This is a genomic window from Deinococcus aquaedulcis, assembly GCF_019693445.1.
Classification (GTDB): Bacteria; Deinococcota; Deinococci; order Deinococcales; family Deinococcaceae; genus Deinococcus; species Deinococcus aquaedulcis.
In genome coordinates, this window is record NZ_JAHRBL010000025.1 from 13618 (window position 1) to 33518 (window position 19901).

Sequence of the window (19901 nt, forward strand, 5' to 3'; positions counted from 1 at the left end):
GAAGGTCGCGGCCCTGGGGTTCGCTAGACTGGGCAGCGCCGCGCCTCTTGAGCCCCCCTTTGAGGGGGCTGTGGGGCCAGAGGTTTTAAACACATGAACAAACTCGTGAAGCAGGCGGCCCACGCCGCCCCCGGTGACCGCTGATGTTTGGTCTGGAGATGCCGCCCATCAACGCCGAATTCTGGGCGATCCTGGGCACCCTCATTCTGCTCGAAGGCCTGCTGTCGGCCGACAACGCGCTGGTGCTGGCCGTGATGGTCCGGCACCTCAAGGGCGACCTGCAGCGCAAGGCCCTGGCCTACGGCATTGGGGGGGCCGTGGTGCTGCGCATTCTGGGCGTGCTGCTGGCCAGCTACATCCTGGAATACTGGTGGCTGCGCGCCTTCGGGGCGCTGTATCTGGCGTATCTGGCGGTGTCGCATTTCCTCAAGCACCGCACCAGCGAGGATGAGGGTGACCAGAAGGCCAAGGGCCGGGGCTTCTGGGCCACCGTGGTGCTGCTGAACCTCACCGACCTTGCCTTCAGCGTGGATTCCATTCTGGCGGGCGTGGCGCTCATTCCGCGCGGCATGCCCCGCGAGCAGGGCCTGACCATCGTGGTGTTCGGCGGCATTGTTGGCCTGATCCTCATGCGAATTGCGGCCACCGTGTTCCTGAAGCTGCTGAACAAGTACCCCTCGTTTGACCATGTGGCCTACGCGCTGGTGGGCTGGATTGCCGTGAAGCTGGGCCTGGAAACGCTGGAGGCCGCCCACGAGATCTACCCGGCCGTGCCCTACTGGCACATGCCCACGCCCATCTTCTGGGGCATCATGGCGGCCATTGCGATTATCGGGTCGTTCCTGGCGACCCGCCGCCCCGCCATGACCGACGCCGCTGCCGAAGCCAAGGCCGAGGCCGTGGTGCACGAATTCGACGACACAGTGGCCGACGCGTCCGACGGCCGCATAGACGGTCGCTGAGCCCAGCGTGCCTGAGCGCGGGCCGCCTTCCCCCGGGGGAAGGCGGCCCGCTCCTTTGGCCCTGCCCATATGCCCTGACCTGCCGCCTTTGAGACCAGCGTTACACTGGCCCGCATGAGCGACCAACTGGACACCATCCGCAGCCTCGCCAAGAAGACCGACAGCAAGATTCTGATGGTCGTGCTGGACGGCGTGGGCGGCCTGCCGCTGACCGTGAACGGCGACAGCGAACTGGCCGCCGCCAAGACCCCCAACCTGGACGCGCTGGCCGCGCAGAGCCAGCTGGGGCAGGTGGAACTGGTGGGCGCCGGGATCACGCCGGGCAGCGGCCCTGGGCACCTGAGCCTCTTTGGCTACGACCCCCTGAAATACGTGGTGGGGCGCGGGGCCCTCTCGGCCGTGGGCATTGGCGTGAAGCTGGAAGCAGGCGACGTGGCGGTGCGCGGCAACTTTGCCACCCTGGGCGAGGGCCGCGTGGTGCACGACCGCCGCGCCGGGCGCCCCAGTGACGCCAAGAATGCCGAAATCGTGGCCCAGCTGCGCGCGGCCATTCCCGATATTGAGGGCACCCCGGTGGAGATCTACACCGAAAGCGAGCACCGCTTCGTGGTGGTGTTCCGCGCCCAGGGCGGCCCGGCGCTGGGCGCAGGCCTCAGCGATGTGGACCCGCAGGCCACCGGCGTTCAGCCCCTCATGGCCCAGGCCCACGACGAGGCCAGCGGGCGCACCGCCGCGCTGGTCAACGCCTTTGTGGCCCGCGCCGAGGCCGCCCTGGCGGGTGAGCCTCAGGTGAACGGCGTGCTGTTCCGGGGCTACAGCGACGTGCCGCACTTCCCGTCCTTTGACGATGCGTACGGGCTGCGCGCCGCGTGCATTGCCAGCTACCCCATGTACAAGGGGCTGGCGAGCCTCGTGGGCATGGACGTGCTGGAGGTGCAGGGCACGGAAGACGCCCTGGACGGCAAGGTGCAGGCGCTGGGCCAGCACTGGGCCGACTACGACTTCTTCTACTTCCACGTCAAGAAGACCGATTCTGCCGGCGAGGACGGCGACTTTGCCGCCAAGGTGAAAAAGATCGAGTTGTTCGACGCCCTGCTGCCGCAGCTGCTGGCCCTGAAGCCCGACGTACTGGCGATTGTGGGGGACCACAGCACCCCCAGCAAGCTCGCCACCCACTCGTGGCACCCGGTGCCCCTCCTGATTCACAGCGAGTACGGCCGCAAGGACATCGCTGCCCGCTACACCGAGGAAGAAGCCCAGAAAGGCAGCCTGGGCCTGCGCCGGGGCACAGATGTGATGCCGCTGCTGATGGCCAATGCCCTGAAACTGAACAAGTACGGCGCCTGATCGCCGCCCCCAGGGCCACGGCAGGGGACACTCTGAACGGCTCTGGGTCGAAGAAAGCGAAGATTCGGAAAAGGCAGCGGCCCCTCCATCTCGCTGGGGCCGCTGCTGTTCAGGTGCACCCACAGCGTCAGGGCTCCGGCCCCTTTGCCCCACTCTTTCCCTGAAAACCAGCTCAAGGACGAAGGCCATTGGGTGTCAGGTCATGGTCAGTTTCGCGCGGCAAGGTGGAGGCCTTGGGTGGCCCTGCGGCCACCGGGAGGTAACGTCCATGCGAAAAGCCCTGATCGTGGCCGCGCTGCTGCTGACCCCAGCGAGCGCCCAGACCCTGAGCGTGAACATCAGCGCCAGCGTGCCCTACCCCCAGATTCTGCAGACGGCAGCCAATGTGGCCCAGCTGCTTTCGCAGGGGGTGCAGGTGTCGTTCCTGACCCCCGGCAGCCAGCCGGCCGCCACGCTGAGCCCCAGCGGCAGCCTTGTGGTGAACCCCGCGTCGCCGGACGGCACCCGCCTGACCCAGGTGCAGGTGACCACCCCCACCCCCAGCGGCCCCATCCGTGAAATCTACCCGCTGGCCCAGCCGCTCACCGTGGGCCAGAATGTGCAGCCCCAGAGCATTGTGGTGCGCGGCCAGGACGGCACCGCCCGGCCCCTGACGAGCGTGATGGGCCGCCAGGCCGCCTGGGCCAAGGCCCCGGGCCTGCAGAAGAAGCCCGGCGGAATGCCCCCGGGACAGTACAAGAAAACCCAGGGCAATAAGAAATAACGGCCCCCTCGTCCAGGCCCCTTCCCATCTGGGAGGGGGTCTTGCCATGCTGGGGCGTGCCCCTGCCCCGCCCGCTGCTGGTGCTGGACCTGGATGAAACCCTCTGGCACGGCCAGTTGGGCGAGGCCGCCCAGGTCACCTTTGCCCTGCGGCCCCATCTGGGTTTCTTTCTGCGGGCGGTGGCGCAGGCCTACGATCTGGCGGTGTGGACGGCTGCCAGTGGCGACTGGCTGCAGGCAGGATTGCAGGCGCTCAAGCGCGAAACGGGGGTGGATCTGGCGGCCCAGGCGGTCTTTCTCTGGAACCGCGACCGCTGCACCTGGCGCCGGGGCGAGGACGGCGTGCTGCATCTCCGCAAGCCGGCCCGCAAGTTCCGGGCCCGGTGGCTGCGCGCCCGGTATCCCCGCGAGCGGATTCTGGCGGTGGACGACTTGGCCGCGAACTATGCCTGCGGGTACGGCCACCTTGTGCGGGTGACCCCCTGGACCGGCGCCCCCGACGACACCGAACTGCTGGACCTCGCCCGGTATCTGCTGCAGATTGCTCCCGTGCCGGACCTGCGCGCCTTGGAAAAGCGCGGCTGGCGCGCCCGGCGGTAACGGCCCTTTCCGGGACGGCTCACTCCGTTGCATTTTCTCCCAAGGCCTTGGGATACGGCCACAGCTGCCCCACCTCGCCCTTAAGCCAGCCCGCCCTGGCCGCCCCGGCTCTGAAACGAGACCCAGGCGGCCTTCAGGCGCGCGGCGGCTTCGGGCAGGCGGGCGGGGTCCAGGGTAAAGGGCAGGCGCAGGTAACGGTCGGGCAGGGGCGAGACCCCCATGCTGGCGCCCGGGAACAGGCGCAGGCCGTGACCAGCGGCGTGGTGGGTAAAGCGGCTGGCGTCGGGGGTGGGCAGTTGCACCCACAGAAACTGGCCGCCGCGCGGCACCTCGAAGTGCCACTCCGGCAGCTCGGCGCGCAGCAGTCCGGCCAGCAGGTCGCGGGCTGGGGTCACGGCCTCGCGGCGGGCGCGGCGCAGCCCCGGCAGGTCGGCCAGCAGGTGCAGGGCGGCGTGCTGGGCCATCAGGCTGCCGCCGAAATCGGCCAGGGTCTTGGCCTGGGCCAGCGGCGCGGCCAGCATGGGCGGCAGGCGCATCCACCCCACCCGCAGCCCTGCCCAGTACAGCTTGGAGAGCGACCCCACGTTGATGATCGGGGCTTGCGGCGCGTATACGCTCATGCGGGGCGGCGGCGGCTCGTCGGTAAAACCCAGGTCCAGCAGCGTGTCGTCTTCCAGGGTGGGCAGCGCGCGGTCGTGCAGAAAGGCGGCCAGCCGTTCGCGGGCGCGTGCGGGCAGCACCTGCCCGGTGGGGTTCTGAAACGTGGGGGTCAGGAAGGCGAGGCGCGGGGCGTGCGCGGCGGCCAGCCGCATGAAGGTGTCGGCCTGCAGGCCGTGGCCCTCCACCGGCACCCCCACCAGCTCGGCCCCGGCGGCGCGCATCACGTCAATGGCGCCGAAGTAGGTGGGGGTTTCCAGCAGGGTCACGTCGCCCCGGCGCAGCAGGGTGGCGGCACTCAGGGCGATGGCCTGCTGGGCGCCGCTGGTCACCACCACCTGCTCGGGCCGGGTGGGCAGGCCATCTCTGGTGTACAGCTCGGCCAGCAGGGCGCGCAGGTCCGGCAGGCCGTGGGGGTGATACACGCTCTCGACAAAGGCGTGCTGGCTGGCGCGGCGCAGCTGATCGCGCTGGGCATCCGTGAGCAGCGGCACCGCAATCGTGAAGTCCAGATCGGGGGCCGCGCCTTCGGCCACGGGCGTGCGGAGGGTCAGCAGCGGCGCAGCGCGCGGGGCCCCCCCCGACACCCGGGTGCCGCTGCCCACCCGCCGGGTGAGCCAGCCACCCGCCGTCAGTTCCTCGTAGGCCGTGACCACGGTGGCGCGGCTGACCCCCAGCAGGGCCGCCAATGGTCGCTCGGCGGGCAGGCGCTCGGCGGGGGCCAGTTCGCCGCGTTCAATGGCGGCGCGCAACTGGGCCTGCAGGCGCCCATGCAGTGGCCCCGGGTGCTCACGCCAGCCGCGCAGCAGGGCAGTCCAGCGTGGGGCATCAGGCAAGGATGGAGCGGCCATGCCCTCAGGGTACAGGCCAGTGCCGTGCAGACAAGCAGGCCAATCCCCAGGCCATTGCCCCTACCGGCCGGGCCAATGCCGGGCGCACACTGGGCCGCATGACCACTGCGCGCGCCCGCTGGCGGCCCCTCACCTTCTGGCAGGACACCCACCCCAGTGCCGTGCTGGCGGGTGCAGTGGCGGTGCTGATTGGCTGGGCCGGGCCCAACGTCCTCATCTCCGCCGTGGCCCAGGCGGCCGACCTTCCCAGCAGCGTGGCGATGTCGTGGCTGTGGGCGCACGCGGTGTTTGCCGGCGTCACGGGCATCGTGCTCAGCCTGCGCACCCGCATGCCCATTCTGAGCACTTGGAGCACCCCCGGGATCGCCTTTCTGGTCACCGCCCTGCCCGGCATCCCGTTCCCCGAGGCGGTGGGGGCCTTTCTGCTCTCGGGCCTGCTGGTGTTTTTGCTGGGGGCGTTTCCGCCGCTGGTCCGGGCCCTGCAGGCCATGCCAGCGCCGCTGGCTGCCGCGCTGAACGCCGCCATTTTGCTGCCCTTTGCTTTCCGCGCTCTGCAGGCGTTCGGCGAGGCGCCGGCCCTGGTGGGCGTGATGATCGCGGCCTTCTTTCTGCTGCGGCCGGTCGCGCCGCGCTGGGCGGTGGCGGGCGTGCTGCTCAGCGGCGTGGTGGCCACTGCGGTTCTGGGCCTGGGGCACCCGGCGCCGCTGACCCTGGCCCTCACCCGCCCCGAATTCGTGTGGCCCCAGTTCAGCCTGCACGCCACCCTGAATCTGGCGTTGCCGCTGACCGTGCTGGCCTTTACCGGACAGTTCGTGCCGGGCTTCGGGGTGCTGAAAACCAACGGCTACGAACCCGCCCCCGGGCCCATCCTGCGAGCCTGCGGGCTGGCGAGCATGGGCGCGGCCGTTTTTGGCTGCCACAACCTGACACTGGGGGCGCTGCTGGCGAACATCGTGAGTGGCCCCGACGCCCACCCGGCCGCCGACAAACGCTACGTGGCTGCCGTCTGGGCGGGCGCCCTGAACATTCTGGTGGGCCTGTTCGCGGGCACCTTCCTGCACCTGATGGGCCTGTTACCGCCCCAGGCCCTGGCCGCCCTGGCGGGGCTGGCCCTGCTGTCGGCCACCGGAAACAGCCTGCACGCGGCGTTTCAGGGGGCGGCGGCCGGCAGTCTGGCAGCCCCGGTGGTGCTGGCGGTGACCCTGAGCGGTGTGGCGCCCCTGGGCATTGGCGCGGCTTTCTGGGGCATTCTGGCGGGGCTGGCCGTGTACGCCCTGGAACGCCGCAGCCCCCGGGCCACCTCCTGACCCTGGCAGACCGCCGGGGCCAGCTGGCTGCTCTTGACAGCACACCCAAGACCCGCTATCCTTATGCTTCTGGTCCGACGGGGCCGTGCAGTGCAAGCCACGATATTCCATGCGGAATGGGGCACAAACGCACTTGAGGGAGGCGTCCACCTCTAGGATTTACAAAAACACGGACGCGCGAGCAGAGGCGAGTGGCCGGTCACCCCGGCGCCTTTGAACCACAAGCAAATGCGGCTTCCCTTTTTGGGAAGCCGCTGCTGCTTTTGCGGTGGGGCTTCAGGGAGGAGGCAGAGCCGCGCAGGTGGCGGTTTCAGCGCTGGGTTCCAGGCGCAGCACGCAGCGGCGCGTGCCGTCCTGGCTGCGCAACTCGCCGGTGCGGGCCACCGCGCTGCGGCGCACGAGGCCGTAGCCTTCGTCGTCCAGCGGAATCCGCTCGCCGTCCAGGTACAGGTCGGCGTCGGCAGCAAATTCGCCGGGGGCCCAGGCAAAGCGCACAAAGGTGGACACCGTGAAGTTGCTGCGCCAGTCCACCAGGGTGAGGCCCGTGGGGGCGGGCAACACTTCCAGGTCCGGTGCCGCCACCGAGATGCCCAGGGGCAGGTCGCGCGAGCGCACCCGGATCAACACCGTCTGCCCGGGTAACACGTTGGTGATCAGGGCGTCTCCACGCGCGTTGGTGGTTACGGTTCCTGCGCCCTCAACCGTCAGGAGCACGCCGCTGACCCCTGTGCGAATCAGCAAGCCGCGCTGGGTGAGGCCGGAGGTCAGCTGCACTTGGCCGTCGAGCATGCTCACGGCCCCCTGAACCCGAACGGCCGCGCCGCGCAGGCTCACACTGGCGTCGGCGTCCACGCCACGGGCCAGGGTGTAGGTGGCGCTTACGTCCTCGCGCGAGGCCCGCAGCGTGAGCGCCTGCGTGGTGTCTGGCTGGTAAGAGAGCGCGGCGCCGGGCGACACGCTGCCTGGACCAGCCACGACGCTGCCGCTGACCTGCAGTTTGGGACTGAAGGTATATACCCCGCTGAGCTGGGCTCGCCAGCCGCCGGGCTGAACACTGGTGGTCAATGCCAGCGAACTGCGCTCATTGATCACGTAGTTCAGGCCCAGTTCTGCGGCCCAGGTTCGGGCGCTCAGTTCGCTGCTGAGTCGCGCCGAGACCACCCAGGGGGCGTGCGTATAGGTGCCGCGCAGGTTCAGCGAGGTGGCCCGCAGGTTCCCCACCGGAACGGCCACCCCGGCACCCAAGCTGTACGAGTCGCGCAGCAGGTCAGCGGCGAGGTTGAGGGTGGTGGTCACCGGCGGACGTTCTACGCCGGGCGCGGGGGCCGGGCGCGCGACCACCACGCCACCGGCAGTGGAAAAGCCCGCACCCGGCGGCGCATACCGCCCCTGCACCGAGGCACTGAACGAGCCGTCAGTGGCCGCCTGTGCTTGCGCCTGCACGTTCAGCGCCGTGTTCACGGCGTACTGGCCAGAGACGTTGGCGCGCCAGATGCCTTCGTTGCGGCCCGCCAGTGCACTCAGCAGCAGGCCGCCGCCGGGCAGCGCCGAGGCCTCAGCAGGGAGGGTGACGCTGCGGCGCGATACCCCGTTTTCATCCTCAAGCAGCAACTCCACCGTGTTGCGCGACTGGTTTTCCAGCGGCAGATTCAGCAGATTCACCTGGCCTGCCGCTGCCTCCACAGTGCCCAGGCGGGTGTTGTTCACGTAGATGGTGATGGTGGCGGGGGTTTCCAGTTCCAGGGTCAGCCGGGGGAGAACGCGCGTCACATTGTGCCTGTACACCGCCCCTACACCAGTAAAGCCCGAGGCCGAGAAGCCGGGCTGGGCCACTGTGGGTGCGGCGTTGTATCCGGCGTACAGGGTGAGACCGCTGTTCAGGGCGTATTGTGCAGTGGCCCGCAGTTGCACCTCATTGGTGCCAGCCGCGCGGCGCGTGTACAGCACGCCGGCATACCCGGTCAGGGTGCGCACTGAGCCGCCAACCCCCACGTAGGCCTGCGCGGGACCCACAGAAAAAGGTGCGCGCGTGGCGCTGCGCACGTCGTAGGTGGCGCTGGCCACCGCACCGAAATCCAGCCCGAATGCAGGCGTCACGGGGTATTCGCGCGGGCGCAGCGCCGTACTGAGATCAATATTCTGGGTGCCCAGACGCGCAGGCACAGCTGATACCCGCAGTTCTTGGCTGTCGGCGCGGTAGCTCAGGCGCAGTTCGGGTTGCAGCCGCAGATAGTCCACGCCGTCACAGCTCACACGTTCGGCCACGTAATTCTGTTCGGTGGGCCGCAGCACCTCTGGGGGCAGCAGGACACCGGTTAGCTGTTCTCCGTTGCGCTCGACCCGCACAATCACGGTGCCGCGTGCTGAGGAACCCACCAGCACATTCAGCAGTTCTTCCGGCGAGTCACAGCTTGGTGTGGCCCTCGCGCCTGTGCCCAGAGCCAGCAGCCCCAGGAGGGTCCAGCGCGCAGATTCAGGGAACAGCAATCGTCTCGACAAGGGTCCGGCCATCCTCACTGAGGTATTTCAGGGTCAGTGGCCCGCGTTGCTCGGCTAGGCCGGGCAAGGTAAAGGTGAGGGTTGAGCCTGCCAGTGCTGCGATCATCTGCGTGGACTGACTGACCGAGCCGCGCGTCACCACCACGTTGCGGTAAATCTGGCGCCGGTTGCCGGCGTTCTGTACATTCAGGATCAGGTCTTTGCCGCGTTCAGTGGCTTGAAAGGTGACCTGGGGCTTGGCGCCGGGCGCCGTGACATAGATAGGCAGCGAGAACGAGACGTTGACATTCAGGCCGGCCGTTCGGCCATCGCCAAAACCGGTATTGACCTTGGGCAGCGCCACGCCTTCAATCGCTTCTTGCTGCACCAGAATGCGGTAAGACAGCTCGGTGCCACTGGGCTTTTTGCGCACACCCACGCGAATCAGCTGCGATTCGCCCGGTTTAACCGTAAAGGTTGCCGGGTTCACGATCAGGTCGCGGGTGTCCTCAAGCACCACGTTGCCACCGACCACCTTCCATACCTTGGCCGTCACCGTAAAGCGTGCGGCGGCATTGGTGCTGTTGACCATCGTCGTTTCGGCCACCAGATTCTTTGTGGCGTCAATGTCCAGCGTGGTTGGGGTAAAGCCAAACGTCTGGGCGCTGGCAGCACCCAGCAGCGCGGCGGCCAGCAGCAGTGGCCTGGGTAGTGCGGCGCAGCGGCGGGCCAGATGGGTCAGAAAGGTGACAGGCAGGCGAAGTGTGGGCATATGGGTCTCCCTGGGTGGCGTGGAGCGCGTTCAGACTGCCGTTACGGCAGGGGTGTGCGGAGATCAAGGGTGAGAGGCGCAGCGTACCATCCGGTGGACACCCACTGGTTGGCCGGCGCGCTAAGGGGAAAGCGCAGGGTCTGGGTGCCGCTCAGCGGCAAGCCCGCGCGTAGGGGCGCAGCGCCACGCAAGACCAATGTGGTGCGCTCGGCAGCGCCATAGAGGAACAGATGCAGGTCGTTTCCGTTGACTGCGGCACCGGGTGCATCGAGAAACAGAGTGGTGGCTTCACCAGGCAAGTCACAGCGCACCGTAATGGTCAGGGCGCCGTTAAGCGGGCTCAGGGCGCTGTAGCTGGGCAGATCCAGTTGGGTTTCCAGCGCACACGACGCCCCTGCCATACCCAGGCTAAGCAGCAGGAAAAATGGAACTGTGCGCATAAACACCTCGTGAAAAACGGGGCCACCCTGGATGATCCCAGAGGGCCCCGGTGCCTCAGGCGGCCAGGATCAGTAGTTGATGGTGATGTACACCGTGCCAGAGTAGTCGCCCACTTCGGGCTCGAACTGGCCCTTGTCGGGGGTGAAGCTGGCGGAGAGCTTGTAGGTGTCGCCGTTCCCGCCCGTGACGTTGAACTTGGTGAAGTTGACCTTGTAGTCGCCTTCCAGGGTCTTGTCATCGTTGTTGGGGGGCAGCGTGAAGCCGGCGCGGACCAGCGACAGACGGCCCTGGATGGGCGGGGTGCTGTCAGTGATGGTGACGGTGTTGAAGGTGTTGCCGATGCCTTCGGTGGCCTTGGCCGAGATAGTGACAACAGTGCCGGTCTGGCAGCGCAGGTTGACATCGTTGCCGGCAGCGTCAATGCTGACCGTTTCGGGAGCAGTGTCAGTGCCGTTGTACTTGGCGGCAGCGGGGGTGCTGTTGTAGCTGGCATTCAGGAACACGGCGCAGCCGGGGACCACTTTCATGTTGAACACCAGGTTGGTGGTGGCGCTGCCACTGCTGCGGCCTCCCTGGGCGCTGGCGACAGTGGTGCACAGTGCGGCGGCAATCATCAGTGCTTTTTTCATAACGTCCTCCCCGTTTGCAAGGACTCCCGCTGTGGCACTCCCCTGCCACGGCTGTCATGAGCGGATGCCCTTGCGCAACGAGGTCACTTTAAGAAAAGACACATGCAGAGTCAACCTTCGTTTTCGCCGTGTGGGTGGGCCTCTTCGCAAAAAAGTACCCCCAAGAACGTAAAAATGACCCAGCGAGTTTTAACGTTTAAATGAGAAATGGGACCACGGGGCAGTTTCGCGGCACCTTTCGAAAAGATGAACGTAAAAGCGACGTAAAAATCTTTGACCCTTGCCCCGGGTATCCCCCGGCGGGGGTGTGACCGAAAAGGAGTGGATAAAGAAGGGGAGATCGTCGAACGCCCGTGGAGTGGGCTGGCGGTTGCGGGCAAGCGACGGGCGAACCAGAGAAGGTCGTTCGACCTGTTCTGAACGCGGTTAATAGGGCACGGCTGGCTACGGGCTGGCCCCAAAACGCTTCGGCGCCAACACGGCCAGCCGCCCTTACGCAGCCACTTTGCGGTTTGCTTCAGCTGTCCCTACCCGGTTTCAAAAGGGCTGCCAGTGTCACCGTAGGTTCAAAAACTGCCCCTTTGCTCCTTCCGCGCTCAATACCGCACCAGTCCGGCCAGACCCCCAAATTCCCGCACCAGTCGCTGGGCGTGCTCGCCGTGCACCCGGCGCACCTCAATGCCGTACAGGTCCGTCAGGTCAGGCAGCAGTTCTTCCAGGGTCACCCGTTCCATCAGGCTGTCGTCCAGCGGGCTGTGGGGCACGTCCTTGCGGCTGGTGAAGTAGGGCACCTCGCGGTTGTGGCTGCGGTACAGGTGCAGCTGCGAGCCGTCTTCGGGGATGACCAGCTGGTACACCCGCGCCTCCTGCAGCAGTTCCAGCACCCGTTCCATCTCCATCACGCCGCGTTCTTGCACCTCGTCCAGCAGGGCCTGCTCGGTGCGGTGCCGGTGCTCGGTCAGGAACGGCTGAATTTTCTCCAGAATCTCGGCCGGGTTCACCCAGCCGGCACCGCCGGTCACATTGGTTTCGCCAATGACCTCAAAGGGCGCTTTTTCCGGCAACTCGGCCTTGAATTCCGCCACCCGCTGCACCGGGCCCACCAGCACCAGGGCGCCAATCTCGGCGCGGGTGAGGAGCTCGGTCAGTTCGGCGGCGATGCGGTTGTAAAAGCGCTGCTGAATGGCGGCCTCGCGGTTTTCGAACAGGTCGGTGCCGCTGTCGCTGCGCGGGCCACTGCCGGGTTGCCCGCGCCCCGCCCCACCGCTGTCCGGGGCCCCCGGCACATGGCGCGTGCCGGACACCATGGTGTCCCAGCGGTCGCCGTCGTCCAGGCGCACGTTTTCTTCTCGGCGCAGTTCCAGCAATTCGCCCTGGCGCAGCAGAAACAGGCGCGCCCATTCCCGGTCCACGGCCAGCACCGCCGCCGAGGGCATCAGGTCCAGCAGGCCCGCCAGCAGCGACTTCAGCGGGCGGCCATAGTGAAAGCGTTCAGGCAGGTCCGCCTGAATGTCATGCCGCTCGAAGAAATCGGCCCCCACGACGTACAGCGCGCTCTTCCCTGAACTGGTGCGCGCCTGCCCCAGGTCTTCGAGCACCTGATTCATGACGGTGGGGGGCACACCCGCGCCTTGCATCGCCAGCTTGACGCGGGTCTGCAGGCCCGTGCCTTCGTTGTCGGGCAGGGTGGGGTTGTCGTTGATGACCCCCATGAACACCATGGTGTCGTCTGGAAGCTGCTGGATCCGGCGAATGGCGGTTCTGGAGATCATGCGGCCATTGTTGGGACGTGCCCCTGGTTGCAGCCGTGCAGTTGCCGAAAACCTGGTTCATGCAGTTCACAGCCCTCCGTAGAGTCGCATGAAGAGGTCTACAGCGCGGCCTGGGTGTTCCCAGTGGCCGCCCCAGGCTGACGCGGCAGCAGGGGCAGCCGGCAGCGTCAGGTCCAGCCCCAAGTGCACCAGCCTTAAGCAATGCAGAAGACCCGCCGACCTCTCCCGCTATCGCCTTAAAATCCCACGCAAGGCAGAACAACGAGAAAGGCCGGAGCATCACGCTCCGGCCCTTCTCGCTGTTGACCATGACCTTTCGGCGGTCAACCATCACTCTCTTTAGAAGTCCATGCCGCCCATGTCAGGGGCGCCGCCGCCTGCGGGGGCCTTTTCCTTCTCGGGCTTGTCGCTGACAATCGCTTCGGTGGTCAGGATCAGCGCGCCGATGCTGGCGGCGTTCTGCAGCGCGGTGCGGGTCACCTTGGCGGGGTCCACGATCCCGGCGGCCACCATGTCGTCCACGTACTCGCCGGTTGCGGCGTTGAAGCCGAAGCGGGGCTTGTCGCTGTTGATCACGGCGTTCACGATGACGCTGCCTTCCTCGCCAGCGTTCATGGCGATCTGGCGGGCGGGCTCTTCCAGGGCGCGGATCAAGATGCGCGCGCCGGTGGCCTCGTCGCCGGTCAGGCCTTCAGCGGCCTTCTTGACGGCGGGGATGATGCGCAGCAGCGTGGTGCCGCCGCCGGCCACGATGCCTTCTTCCACGGCCGAGCGGGCGGTGGACAGGGCGTCTTCGTAGCGGTGCTTCTTTTCCTTCAGTTCGGTTTCGGTGGCGGCGCCCACGCGGATCACGGCCACACCGCCGGCCAGCTTGGCCAGGCGCTCCTGCAGCTTCTCGCGGGCGTAGTCGCTGTCGGTGGTTTCCAGTTCGCCCTTGATGGCGTTGACGCGGGCGTCAATCTGGCTCTGCTCGCCCTTGCCGTCCACAATGGTGGTTTCGTCCTTGGTGATGCGGATGCGCGCGGCGCGGCCCAGCATGTCCATGGTGACGTTTTCCAGCTTGTGGCCCAGGTCCTCGCTCACCACTTCGCCGCCCGTCACAGCGGCAATGTCGCGCAGCATTTCCTTGCGGCGGTCACCGAAGCCGGGGGCCTTCACGGCGGCGATGTTCAGCGTGCCGCGCAGCTTGTTGACCACCAGGGTGGCCAGGGCCTCGCCTTCCACGTCCTCGGCGATGATCAGCAGCGGACGGCCGGTCTGGGCGACCTTTTCCAGAATGGGCAGCATGTCCTTGAGGTTGCTGACCTTCTTCTCGTTGATCAGGATGTAGGCGTCTTCCAGGACGGCCTCCATCTTCTCGGGGTTGGTGATGAAGTAGGGGTTGATAAAGCCCTTGTCAAACTGCATCCCTTCCACGACGTCCACTTCGGTGTCGAAGCCCTTGGACTCTTCGATGGTGATGACGCCTTCTTTGCCCACCTTGTCCATCGCGCTGGCGATTTCCTGACCGACGGCTTCGTCGTTCGCGGAGATACCGGCGACCTTCTTGATGGCGTCGCTGTCTTCGACAGGCACGGCCAGGGCCTTGATTTCCTCGATGGCAATCGCCACGGCTTTTTCAATGCCGCGCTTCAGGGCCAGGGGGTTGGCGCCGGCGGCCACGTTGCGCAGGCCTTCTTTCACCACGGCCTGACCCAGCACGGTGGCGGTGGTGGTGCCGTCACCCGTGATGTCGTTGGTCTTGCTGGCGACTTCCTTCAGCAGCTGGGCGCCGATGTTCTCCAGCTTGTCCTCCAGCTCCACTTCCTTGGCGACGGTCACGCCGTCCTTGGTGATGGTGGGGCTGCCGAACTTCTTCTCGATCACCACGTTGCGGCCACGCGGCCCCAGGGTCACTTTGACGGCGTTGGCGACGGCATTAACACCGCGTTCCAGGCTGCGGCGGGCGGCTTCATCAAACACGAGCTGTTTAGCCATGATGGATTCTCCTTTGGAGTGGGCCATGGGCCATGGGCTTTGAGCCATGGGGTCGGCCTTGAGTAAATTGCGGGTTGAAGGCGTCTTCGAAGAGTGCCTAAGCTTGGGCCACTTTCCTCATGGCTCATGGCCCAAAGCTCATAGCCTCATTCCACAATCGCCAGGATGTCGCGCTCGGCCAGAATCGAGTAGTTCTTGCCTTCGAGGCTGACTTCCGTGCCGCCGTACTTGGCAAAGTACACGGTGTCGCCTTCTTTCACGTCCAGCGCCACGCGGGTGCCGTTGTCCAGCATCTTGCCGCTGCCCACGGCAATCACTTTGCCGCGCTGGCTCTTTTCCTTGGCGGTGTCGGGGACGTACAGGCCGCCAGCGGTCTTCTGCTCGGCTTCCTCGATGATTTCAACCAGAACGCGGTCACCTAAAGGTTTCAGCATGTCGTGTCCTCCTGTGAAGTGGGGTGTGTGGGGCCACCCACCGGCAGACTCCGGCGGGTTTTTGCCGTTCCGCACGCAAGACTAGTCCCCCCGTAAGAAAATTGTCAAATCCTCGAATCTGGGAATCTGAGCGTGGTGCGCTCAAGGCGCGCCAGCACGCGGAATCCGCATATGCGCTTGCGTCCTATTGCTTTCAACATATATATGTGAGGCACCAATACACAGCTGACCTGCTCTTCGCAGGTCTGGAGGTTCCTTATGGCAGCCCGCCCCGCCACCCTGAGCCGCACCGCCTTTGAAGACGCCTTTCATGCCCTCCGGGGCGCGCCCCTGACTCTGGCTGTGCTGGACCTGGACCACTTCAAGACCCTGAACGACACTCTGGGCCACAGCGAGGGTGACCGGGTGCTGCGCAACGTGGAACGGCTACTCTCCGGCAGCCTGCCCAGTGGCAGCATCGTGGGGCGCATTGGCGGCGATGAGTACGCCGCGATCCTGCCCGAGACAGCCGCCGAAACCGCCCTGATCCTCTTTGACGAGGTGATCAAGCACTTTCACATTCACCGTGATCCGCAGTGGCCCAAAAGTCTGGGCCTGAGCGTGGGGCTGGCCGCCCGCCCGGCCCACGCCACCACCTACGAGGACCTGAAACGCGCCGCCGACGAAGCCATGATCCGCGCCAAACGCGAGGGCCGCGCCCGGGCCTGCATCTATGTGGAAAGCAAGATGGTGCTGAAAAGCAACTACTACCCCAAAAGCCAGCTGGAACGTCTGGCCAAGCTGTCCGGCGCCCTGGGCCGCACTGAGGCCAGCCTGCTGCGCGAGGCGCTGGATGATCTGATTGAGCGGCACCGGGGGGAGTTGTGACGGGGAGGCGGGAAGCGGTGCGCGGGGGGCAGGGAAGAGAGGTGGGCTTTGGCAAACTGTTTTTTGAGCATGCCGCAGGCTGGCAGGCCGCCCTCACTGAAGCCTGGACGGCCTACTTACACGGCTCGTATCCCATTGGGGCGGTGATCGTGGATGGGGGTGGGCAGCTGCTGGCGCGGGGGCGCAACCGGCTGGGCGAGGAGCGGCGGGTGGACGGGGTCATCAGCGGGCATGATCTGGCGCACGCCGAGATCAATGCGCTGCTGAACCTGCCGGGCACGCCCCGCCCCGAGTGCCAGAGCTGGACGGTGCTGACCACGGTGGAGCCCTGCCCGCAGTGTGCCGGAGCGATTGCCATGAGCGGCCTGCGCGCGGTGGCCTACGCCGCGCCCGACCCCTGGGGCGGCTGCACCCGCCTGCTGACGGACGACGCCTACGTGCAGAAAAAAGGCATTCGGGTGGGCCGGGCCCCCGAGGCCGTGCAGCGGCTGGCCCTGCGGCTGATGGTTCACGCCATCGTGGAAGAGGGCAGGGGCGAGCGCGGCGCGGTGCTGCACAGCTTTGCGGCGGTCCACCCCGACGACGTGGCCCTGGCCGAGGCGCTGTATGGGGCCGGCACCCTGCGGGCCCTGCGGGATCGCCGCGCCCCTCTGGCCGACGCGCTGGCGGTGCTGGCGTGAGCGCGCCCCGGTTTGCCAACCTCTCGCCCGGGGCCGACCGGGTGGGCCGCGCCTGCGCCTGGATTGAGCGGGAGGACGGCTGCGTGCTGATGGTGGGCCTGGCCTGGGGCGGCTGGACCCTGCCGGGCGGCGGGGTGCACCCCGGCGAAAGCGGCGCCCAGGCGGCCATGCGCGAAGCCTGGGAGGAAGCTGGCGCCCATACTGAAGTGGCCGGCGAACCTGTCTCTCTGACCGGAGCCAGCGGCGCGGACGCCGAGTGCTGGCCGCTGCGTCTGCTCGCCCTGGACCCCAGCCCCGAAGGCCGCCCGGTGGCCTGGGTGAATCCCCGGGCATTGCCCTGGGCCGACGACGTGCAGCTGCGGCAGGTGCTGGCGGCGCGCGGCGAGCTGCCCAGTGGCCTGGACGTGCCCCCGCTGGTCGCCGCCGCCCTGAAGGAAGCCGCGCGGCTGCACATACAGGACTCGTGTTCGCTGGAAACGGGCCGCCTGCTGCGTACCCTGGCCGCCAGCAAGCCAGGCGGGCGGCTGCTGGAACTGGGCAGCGGGGTGGGCGCAGGCGCCGCGTGGGTGCTGGCTGGCATGGACCCCTCCGCGCGCCTGCTGACCGTAGAGGCCGATCCTCTGCGTGCCGAGACCGCCTGGGCCGTCCTGGCCCCCGACCCGCGCGCCCGGGTGCTGCACGGCGACTGGACCGGCGCGCTGGCTCAGGGGCCCTTTGACCTGCTGTTTGCCGATTGCCGCGCGGCCAAGGGCGAAGGCGAGGTGCTGGGTCAGCTGGTGGCCGCCCTGGCCCCTGGCGGCCTGCTGGTCATGGACGATTTCAGTCCGCCTGCACACCTGCCCGAAGCGCTGCGGGGCGGCGACCCGTTGCGCGGCGCTCTGTTCAGCCACCCGGCCCTGAATTGCAGCGAGCTGGAAGTCAGCCGCCGCGAGCGCGTGGTGCTGGGGGTGAAACGATGAGTGAGGCCCTGCCTTTCTTCCGGTACCATCCCGACCCTCTGGCCACTGGCATGATTGAACCTTTTGAAGGCGAGTGTCCCTGCTGCGCTCAGGTGCGCGGCTACCGTTACACCTCCATCCCGTTTGCAGAGGACGAGTGGCCTGACCTGTGTCCGTGGTGTATCGCGGATGGTTCGGCGCATGAGCGCCTGGAGGCTGAGTTCACAGACTCGCACGGCGTGGGAGGAGGAAGCTGGGCACCTCTTCCAGATGAGGTCAGGCAGGTCATCGTTACGCGGACGCCTGGGTTCTCAGGCTGGCAACAGGAGCGGTGGTGGACCCACTGCTCAGATGGAGCTGCCTTTCTGGGCCGAGCGGGAGCGGAAGAACTGGCCCAGTACCCCGAGTTTGCCCAGATGCTGCGTGAACAGCTGACGTTGCCGGAGGGGGAGTGGGTGCGTTTTGCCCAGACACTGAACAGGGCGGGAAGCCCCACGGCCTACCTGTTTCAATGTCTTCACTGCGGCGCGTATGGCGGGTACACCGATGCCGACTGATTCCCACCTGCATCTGACCATCCTGCGCCACGGCCGCAGCCGCGCCGACGACGAGGGCGTGCATGAAGGCCGCTACGATTCACCCCTGACCGCCCAGGGGCAGGCGCAGGCCCGCGCCCTGGCGGCCTACTGGCAGGCCCACCCCCCGGGATTTGACCGGGTGTATGGCTCCACCCTGCAGCGGGCCCACGAAACGGCCCAGATCGTCGCCGACGCCCTGGGCCTTCCCCTGACCGCCACCGATCTTCTTCGGGAATGGGATAACGGCCCCCTGGCGGGCCTGAAGCGAGACGAAGCCCTGGCCCGCTACCCCATTCCTGCCTTCCGCCACGACCTGGACGCCTTTACCCCCGAGGGCGGCTAGAGCCAGGGCGCCATTCGGGCCCGCGCGCTCACGGCGCTGGAACGGGTCTGGCAGGGTGGGGGCGAGCGGGTGCTGCTGGTGACCCACGGCGGCTTTGGCAACTCCCTGCTGCGGGAACTGCTGCACAGCGCGCGGGGCTGGTTTGCTTTCGGCGACACAGCCTTCGCCACGGTGCGCCTCAGCCGGAGCAGCCACACCGCCGTGCTGACAGGCGTGAACCTCATGCCCCACTTGGGCGGCGAGGGGCCGTTCAGGGCAGGGTGACCTCGGCGCGGGCGTCGCCCACCGAGAAGCGGTACGCGCCGGCCAGGGGTTGCCAGCGGCCCGGCCCAAAGACATCGCCCCCCCAGCTCTGCAGGCGTTCGCCCGGCACCGTGACCGTGACGCGGCGGGTCTCGCCCGCCTTCAGGGCCGCTTGCAGCGCGGCCACCGGGCGGGCGACTGCCTGCAGGGCCCCGCCCGGCGGCAGCCCGGCCCGGACCAGGAACGTGGCTGTGCCCGCCCGCGAACCGGTATTGCTCAGCTCGGCGCTCAGGGTCACGCCGGCCGCGCTGGCCGTGGCCGTCAGGCCCCGCGCCGCGAAGGTGGTGTAATCCAGGCCGTAGCCCATGGGGTAAAGCGGCTGCGGCGCTTCCCCAGCCCCTTCCGGTGGCCGGTCGGCGGTGAGGCCCGCCTGGGCGGCGGTGTCCGGCCACGTGAAGGGCAGGCGGCCCGGAAAGCCCGCGCGGCCATACAGGGCGTCGGCCAGGGCGGCGCCGCCCTCGCTGCCCGGCAGGTAGGCCATGACCAGGGCGGCCAGTTCATCGCGCAGGTCGGCGGGCAGCACGATGGGCCGCCCGGCCATCAGCACCGCCACCACGGGCTTCCCGGTCCCCATCAGGTCGCGCAGCAGCGTGACTTGTTCGGCGGGAAGGCTGAGGCGAGGGTTGTTTGCCTCCCACTCGGCGGCGGGCGGCTCGCCCAGGGCCACGATCACCGTGTCGGCCTGATTGGCGGCCGTCAGCAGCGCCGGGCGTTTGCTCTCCGGCAGCGCGCTGACCGTGACGCCCGCCGGGGCGCCCGCTTTCAGGGCCACCGCCAGGGTGCTGACGCGCGGCACGTCTTTCACGTTGCCCCGGCCCACGCCCTGCCAGTTCACGCTCCAGCCGCCCAGTTGCAGGGCAGCGCTGTCCATGGCGGGCCCGGTGACCAGCACGCGCCCGCCCTTCAGCGGCAGGGTGCCGCGTGGGTTTTCCAGCAGGGTCAGGCTGGCCGCCGCCGCGCGCCGCGCCAGTTCGCGGTGGTCGCCCAGTTCGCCGCTGCCTGCCAGGGGGCCGTCCAGCAGCCCCAGGCGCGCCTTGAAGGTCAGCACACGCAGGGTGGCCTCGTCCAGCCGGGCCTGACTGACTAGGGTCTGTCTGGGTGAAGGTTCAGAGCCAGAGCAGGATACAAGCGACGTGGACACCGGCTAAAAACTGGTATCCACGCTTCTCGTATCGGGTGGCAATCGCCCGAAAATCTTTGAGG

At 67.6% G+C, this 19901-nt stretch carries 20 protein-coding genes and 1 pseudogene; 11 read left to right on the top strand and 10 right to left on the bottom strand.

From position 1 onward, the window contains the following. Positions 1 to 143: 143 nt before the first annotated feature. The 4 genes from KMW22_RS17550 to KMW22_RS17565 all read left to right on the top strand — a co-directional run bounded on the left by KMW22_RS17550 (position 144) and on the right by KMW22_RS17565 (position 3671). Complete coding sequence (locus tag KMW22_RS17550) at positions 144 to 962, top strand: TerC family protein (protein ID WP_221091326.1); 819 nt, start codon at positions 144 to 146, stop codon at positions 960 to 962. Positions 963 to 1076: 114 nt separating this feature from the next. Continuing rightward, the gene (locus KMW22_RS17555) at positions 1077 to 2309 is read left to right on the top strand and encodes a 2,3-bisphosphoglycerate-independent phosphoglycerate mutase (RefSeq protein ID WP_221091327.1); all 1233 of its coding nucleotides are present in this window, start codon (positions 1077 to 1079) and stop codon (positions 2307 to 2309) included. Positions 2310 to 2577: 268 nt separating this feature from the next. Next, a complete protein-coding gene (locus tag KMW22_RS17560) occupies positions 2578 to 3072 on the top strand; it encodes a hypothetical protein (RefSeq protein WP_221091328.1) in 495 nt (164 codons plus the stop codon). A 56-nt stretch (positions 3073 to 3128) separates the two neighbouring features. Then, complete coding sequence (locus KMW22_RS17565) at positions 3129 to 3671, top strand: HAD family hydrolase (RefSeq protein WP_328774750.1); 543 nt, start codon at positions 3129 to 3131, stop codon at positions 3669 to 3671. 80 nt (positions 3672 to 3751) lie between these two features. Here the strand turns inward: KMW22_RS17565 and KMW22_RS17570 are convergent, their stop codons facing one another. After that, on the bottom strand, positions 3752 to 5179 hold the full coding sequence (locus KMW22_RS17570; RefSeq protein WP_221091329.1) for an aminotransferase-like domain-containing protein: 1428 nt from the start codon (positions 5177 to 5179) through the stop codon (positions 3752 to 3754). Positions 5180 to 5277: 98 nt separating this feature from the next. Here KMW22_RS17570 and KMW22_RS17575 point away from each other — a divergent pair, with 98 nt between their 5' ends. Beyond that, positions 5278 to 6486, top strand: a complete 1209-nt coding sequence (locus tag KMW22_RS17575; protein WP_221091330.1) for a benzoate/H(+) symporter BenE family transporter — start codon at positions 5278 to 5280, stop codon at positions 6484 to 6486. Positions 6487 to 6762: 276 nt separating this feature from the next. On the opposite strand, the gene KMW22_RS17580 is transcribed toward KMW22_RS17575, so the two are convergent. The 7 genes from KMW22_RS17580 to groES all read right to left on the bottom strand — a co-directional run bounded on the left by KMW22_RS17580 (position 6763) and on the right by groES (position 14989). Continuing rightward, a complete protein-coding gene (locus tag KMW22_RS17580; RefSeq protein WP_221091331.1) occupies positions 6763 to 8985 on the bottom strand; it encodes a fimbria/pilus outer membrane usher protein in 2223 nt (740 codons plus the stop codon). Then, on the bottom strand, positions 8960 to 9736 hold the full coding sequence (locus KMW22_RS17585; RefSeq protein WP_221091332.1) for a fimbrial biogenesis chaperone: 777 nt from the start codon (positions 9734 to 9736) through the stop codon (positions 8960 to 8962). The genes KMW22_RS17580 and KMW22_RS17585 overlap by 26 nt, the downstream gene beginning before the upstream one ends. A gap of 41 nt (positions 9737 to 9777) precedes the next feature. Next, on the bottom strand, positions 9778 to 10176 hold the full coding sequence (locus tag KMW22_RS17590; RefSeq protein ID WP_221091333.1) for a hypothetical protein: 399 nt from the start codon (positions 10174 to 10176) through the stop codon (positions 9778 to 9780). 69 nt (positions 10177 to 10245) lie between these two features. Next, the gene (locus tag KMW22_RS17595; RefSeq protein ID WP_221091334.1) at positions 10246 to 10806 is read right to left on the bottom strand and encodes a hypothetical protein; all 561 of its coding nucleotides are present in this window, start codon (positions 10804 to 10806) and stop codon (positions 10246 to 10248) included. Positions 10807 to 11402: 596 nt separating this feature from the next. Beyond that, positions 11403 to 12578 (bottom strand): VLRF1 family aeRF1-type release factor, encoded by a 1176-nt coding sequence (locus tag KMW22_RS17600; protein WP_221091335.1) that lies wholly within the window; start codon positions 12576 to 12578, stop codon positions 11403 to 11405. A 339-nt stretch (positions 12579 to 12917) separates the two neighbouring features. After that, entirely contained in the window at positions 12918 to 14555 is a 1638-nt protein-coding gene (gene groL / locus KMW22_RS17605) for a chaperonin GroEL (protein ID WP_221091336.1), read from the bottom strand. Between the two features lie 146 nt (positions 14556 to 14701). After that, positions 14702 to 14989 (bottom strand): co-chaperone GroES, encoded by a 288-nt coding sequence (gene groES, locus KMW22_RS17610; protein ID WP_221091337.1) that lies wholly within the window; start codon positions 14987 to 14989, stop codon positions 14702 to 14704. A 258-nt stretch (positions 14990 to 15247) separates the two neighbouring features. Here groES and KMW22_RS17615 point away from each other — a divergent pair, with 258 nt between their 5' ends. The 6 genes from KMW22_RS17615 to KMW22_RS19750 all read left to right on the top strand — a co-directional run bounded on the left by KMW22_RS17615 (position 15248) and on the right by KMW22_RS19750 (position 18659). After that, positions 15248 to 15856 (top strand): GGDEF domain-containing protein, encoded by a 609-nt coding sequence (locus tag KMW22_RS17615; RefSeq protein ID WP_221091338.1) that lies wholly within the window; start codon positions 15248 to 15250, stop codon positions 15854 to 15856. Continuing rightward, positions 15853 to 16536, top strand: a complete 684-nt coding sequence (locus KMW22_RS19480; RefSeq protein ID WP_328774751.1) for a nucleoside deaminase — start codon at positions 15853 to 15855, stop codon at positions 16534 to 16536. Before KMW22_RS17615 ends, KMW22_RS19480 begins: the two co-directional genes overlap by 4 nt. Further along, the gene (locus KMW22_RS19485; protein ID WP_328774752.1) at positions 16533 to 17495 is read left to right on the top strand and encodes an NUDIX domain-containing protein; all 963 of its coding nucleotides are present in this window, start codon (positions 16533 to 16535) and stop codon (positions 17493 to 17495) included. Before KMW22_RS19480 ends, KMW22_RS19485 begins: the two co-directional genes overlap by 4 nt. Next, complete coding sequence (locus KMW22_RS17625; protein WP_221091339.1) at positions 17492 to 18031, top strand: CbrC family protein; 540 nt, start codon at positions 17492 to 17494, stop codon at positions 18029 to 18031. Before KMW22_RS19485 ends, KMW22_RS17625 begins: the two co-directional genes overlap by 4 nt. Continuing rightward, positions 18021 to 18395, top strand: coding sequence for a histidine phosphatase family protein (locus KMW22_RS19745; protein WP_407928457.1), 375 nt, complete (start codon positions 18021 to 18023; stop codon positions 18393 to 18395). The genes KMW22_RS17625 and KMW22_RS19745 overlap by 11 nt, the downstream gene beginning before the upstream one ends. A 69-nt stretch (positions 18396 to 18464) precedes the next feature. After that, complete coding sequence (locus tag KMW22_RS19750; RefSeq protein ID WP_407928458.1) at positions 18465 to 18659, top strand: hypothetical protein; 195 nt, start codon at positions 18465 to 18467, stop codon at positions 18657 to 18659. Here KMW22_RS19750 and KMW22_RS17635 read toward each other — a convergent pair. After that, on the bottom strand, positions 18646 to 19839 hold the full coding sequence (locus tag KMW22_RS17635; protein ID WP_328774753.1) for a glycoside hydrolase family 3 C-terminal domain-containing protein: 1194 nt from the start codon (positions 19837 to 19839) through the stop codon (positions 18646 to 18648). The genes KMW22_RS19750 and KMW22_RS17635 overlap by 14 nt on opposite strands. Further along, positions 19805 to 19901: pseudogene (locus KMW22_RS17640) on the bottom strand (IS5-like element ISDge16 family transposase); the annotation flags it as partial. The gene KMW22_RS17635 and the pseudogene KMW22_RS17640, both read right to left, overlap by 35 nt.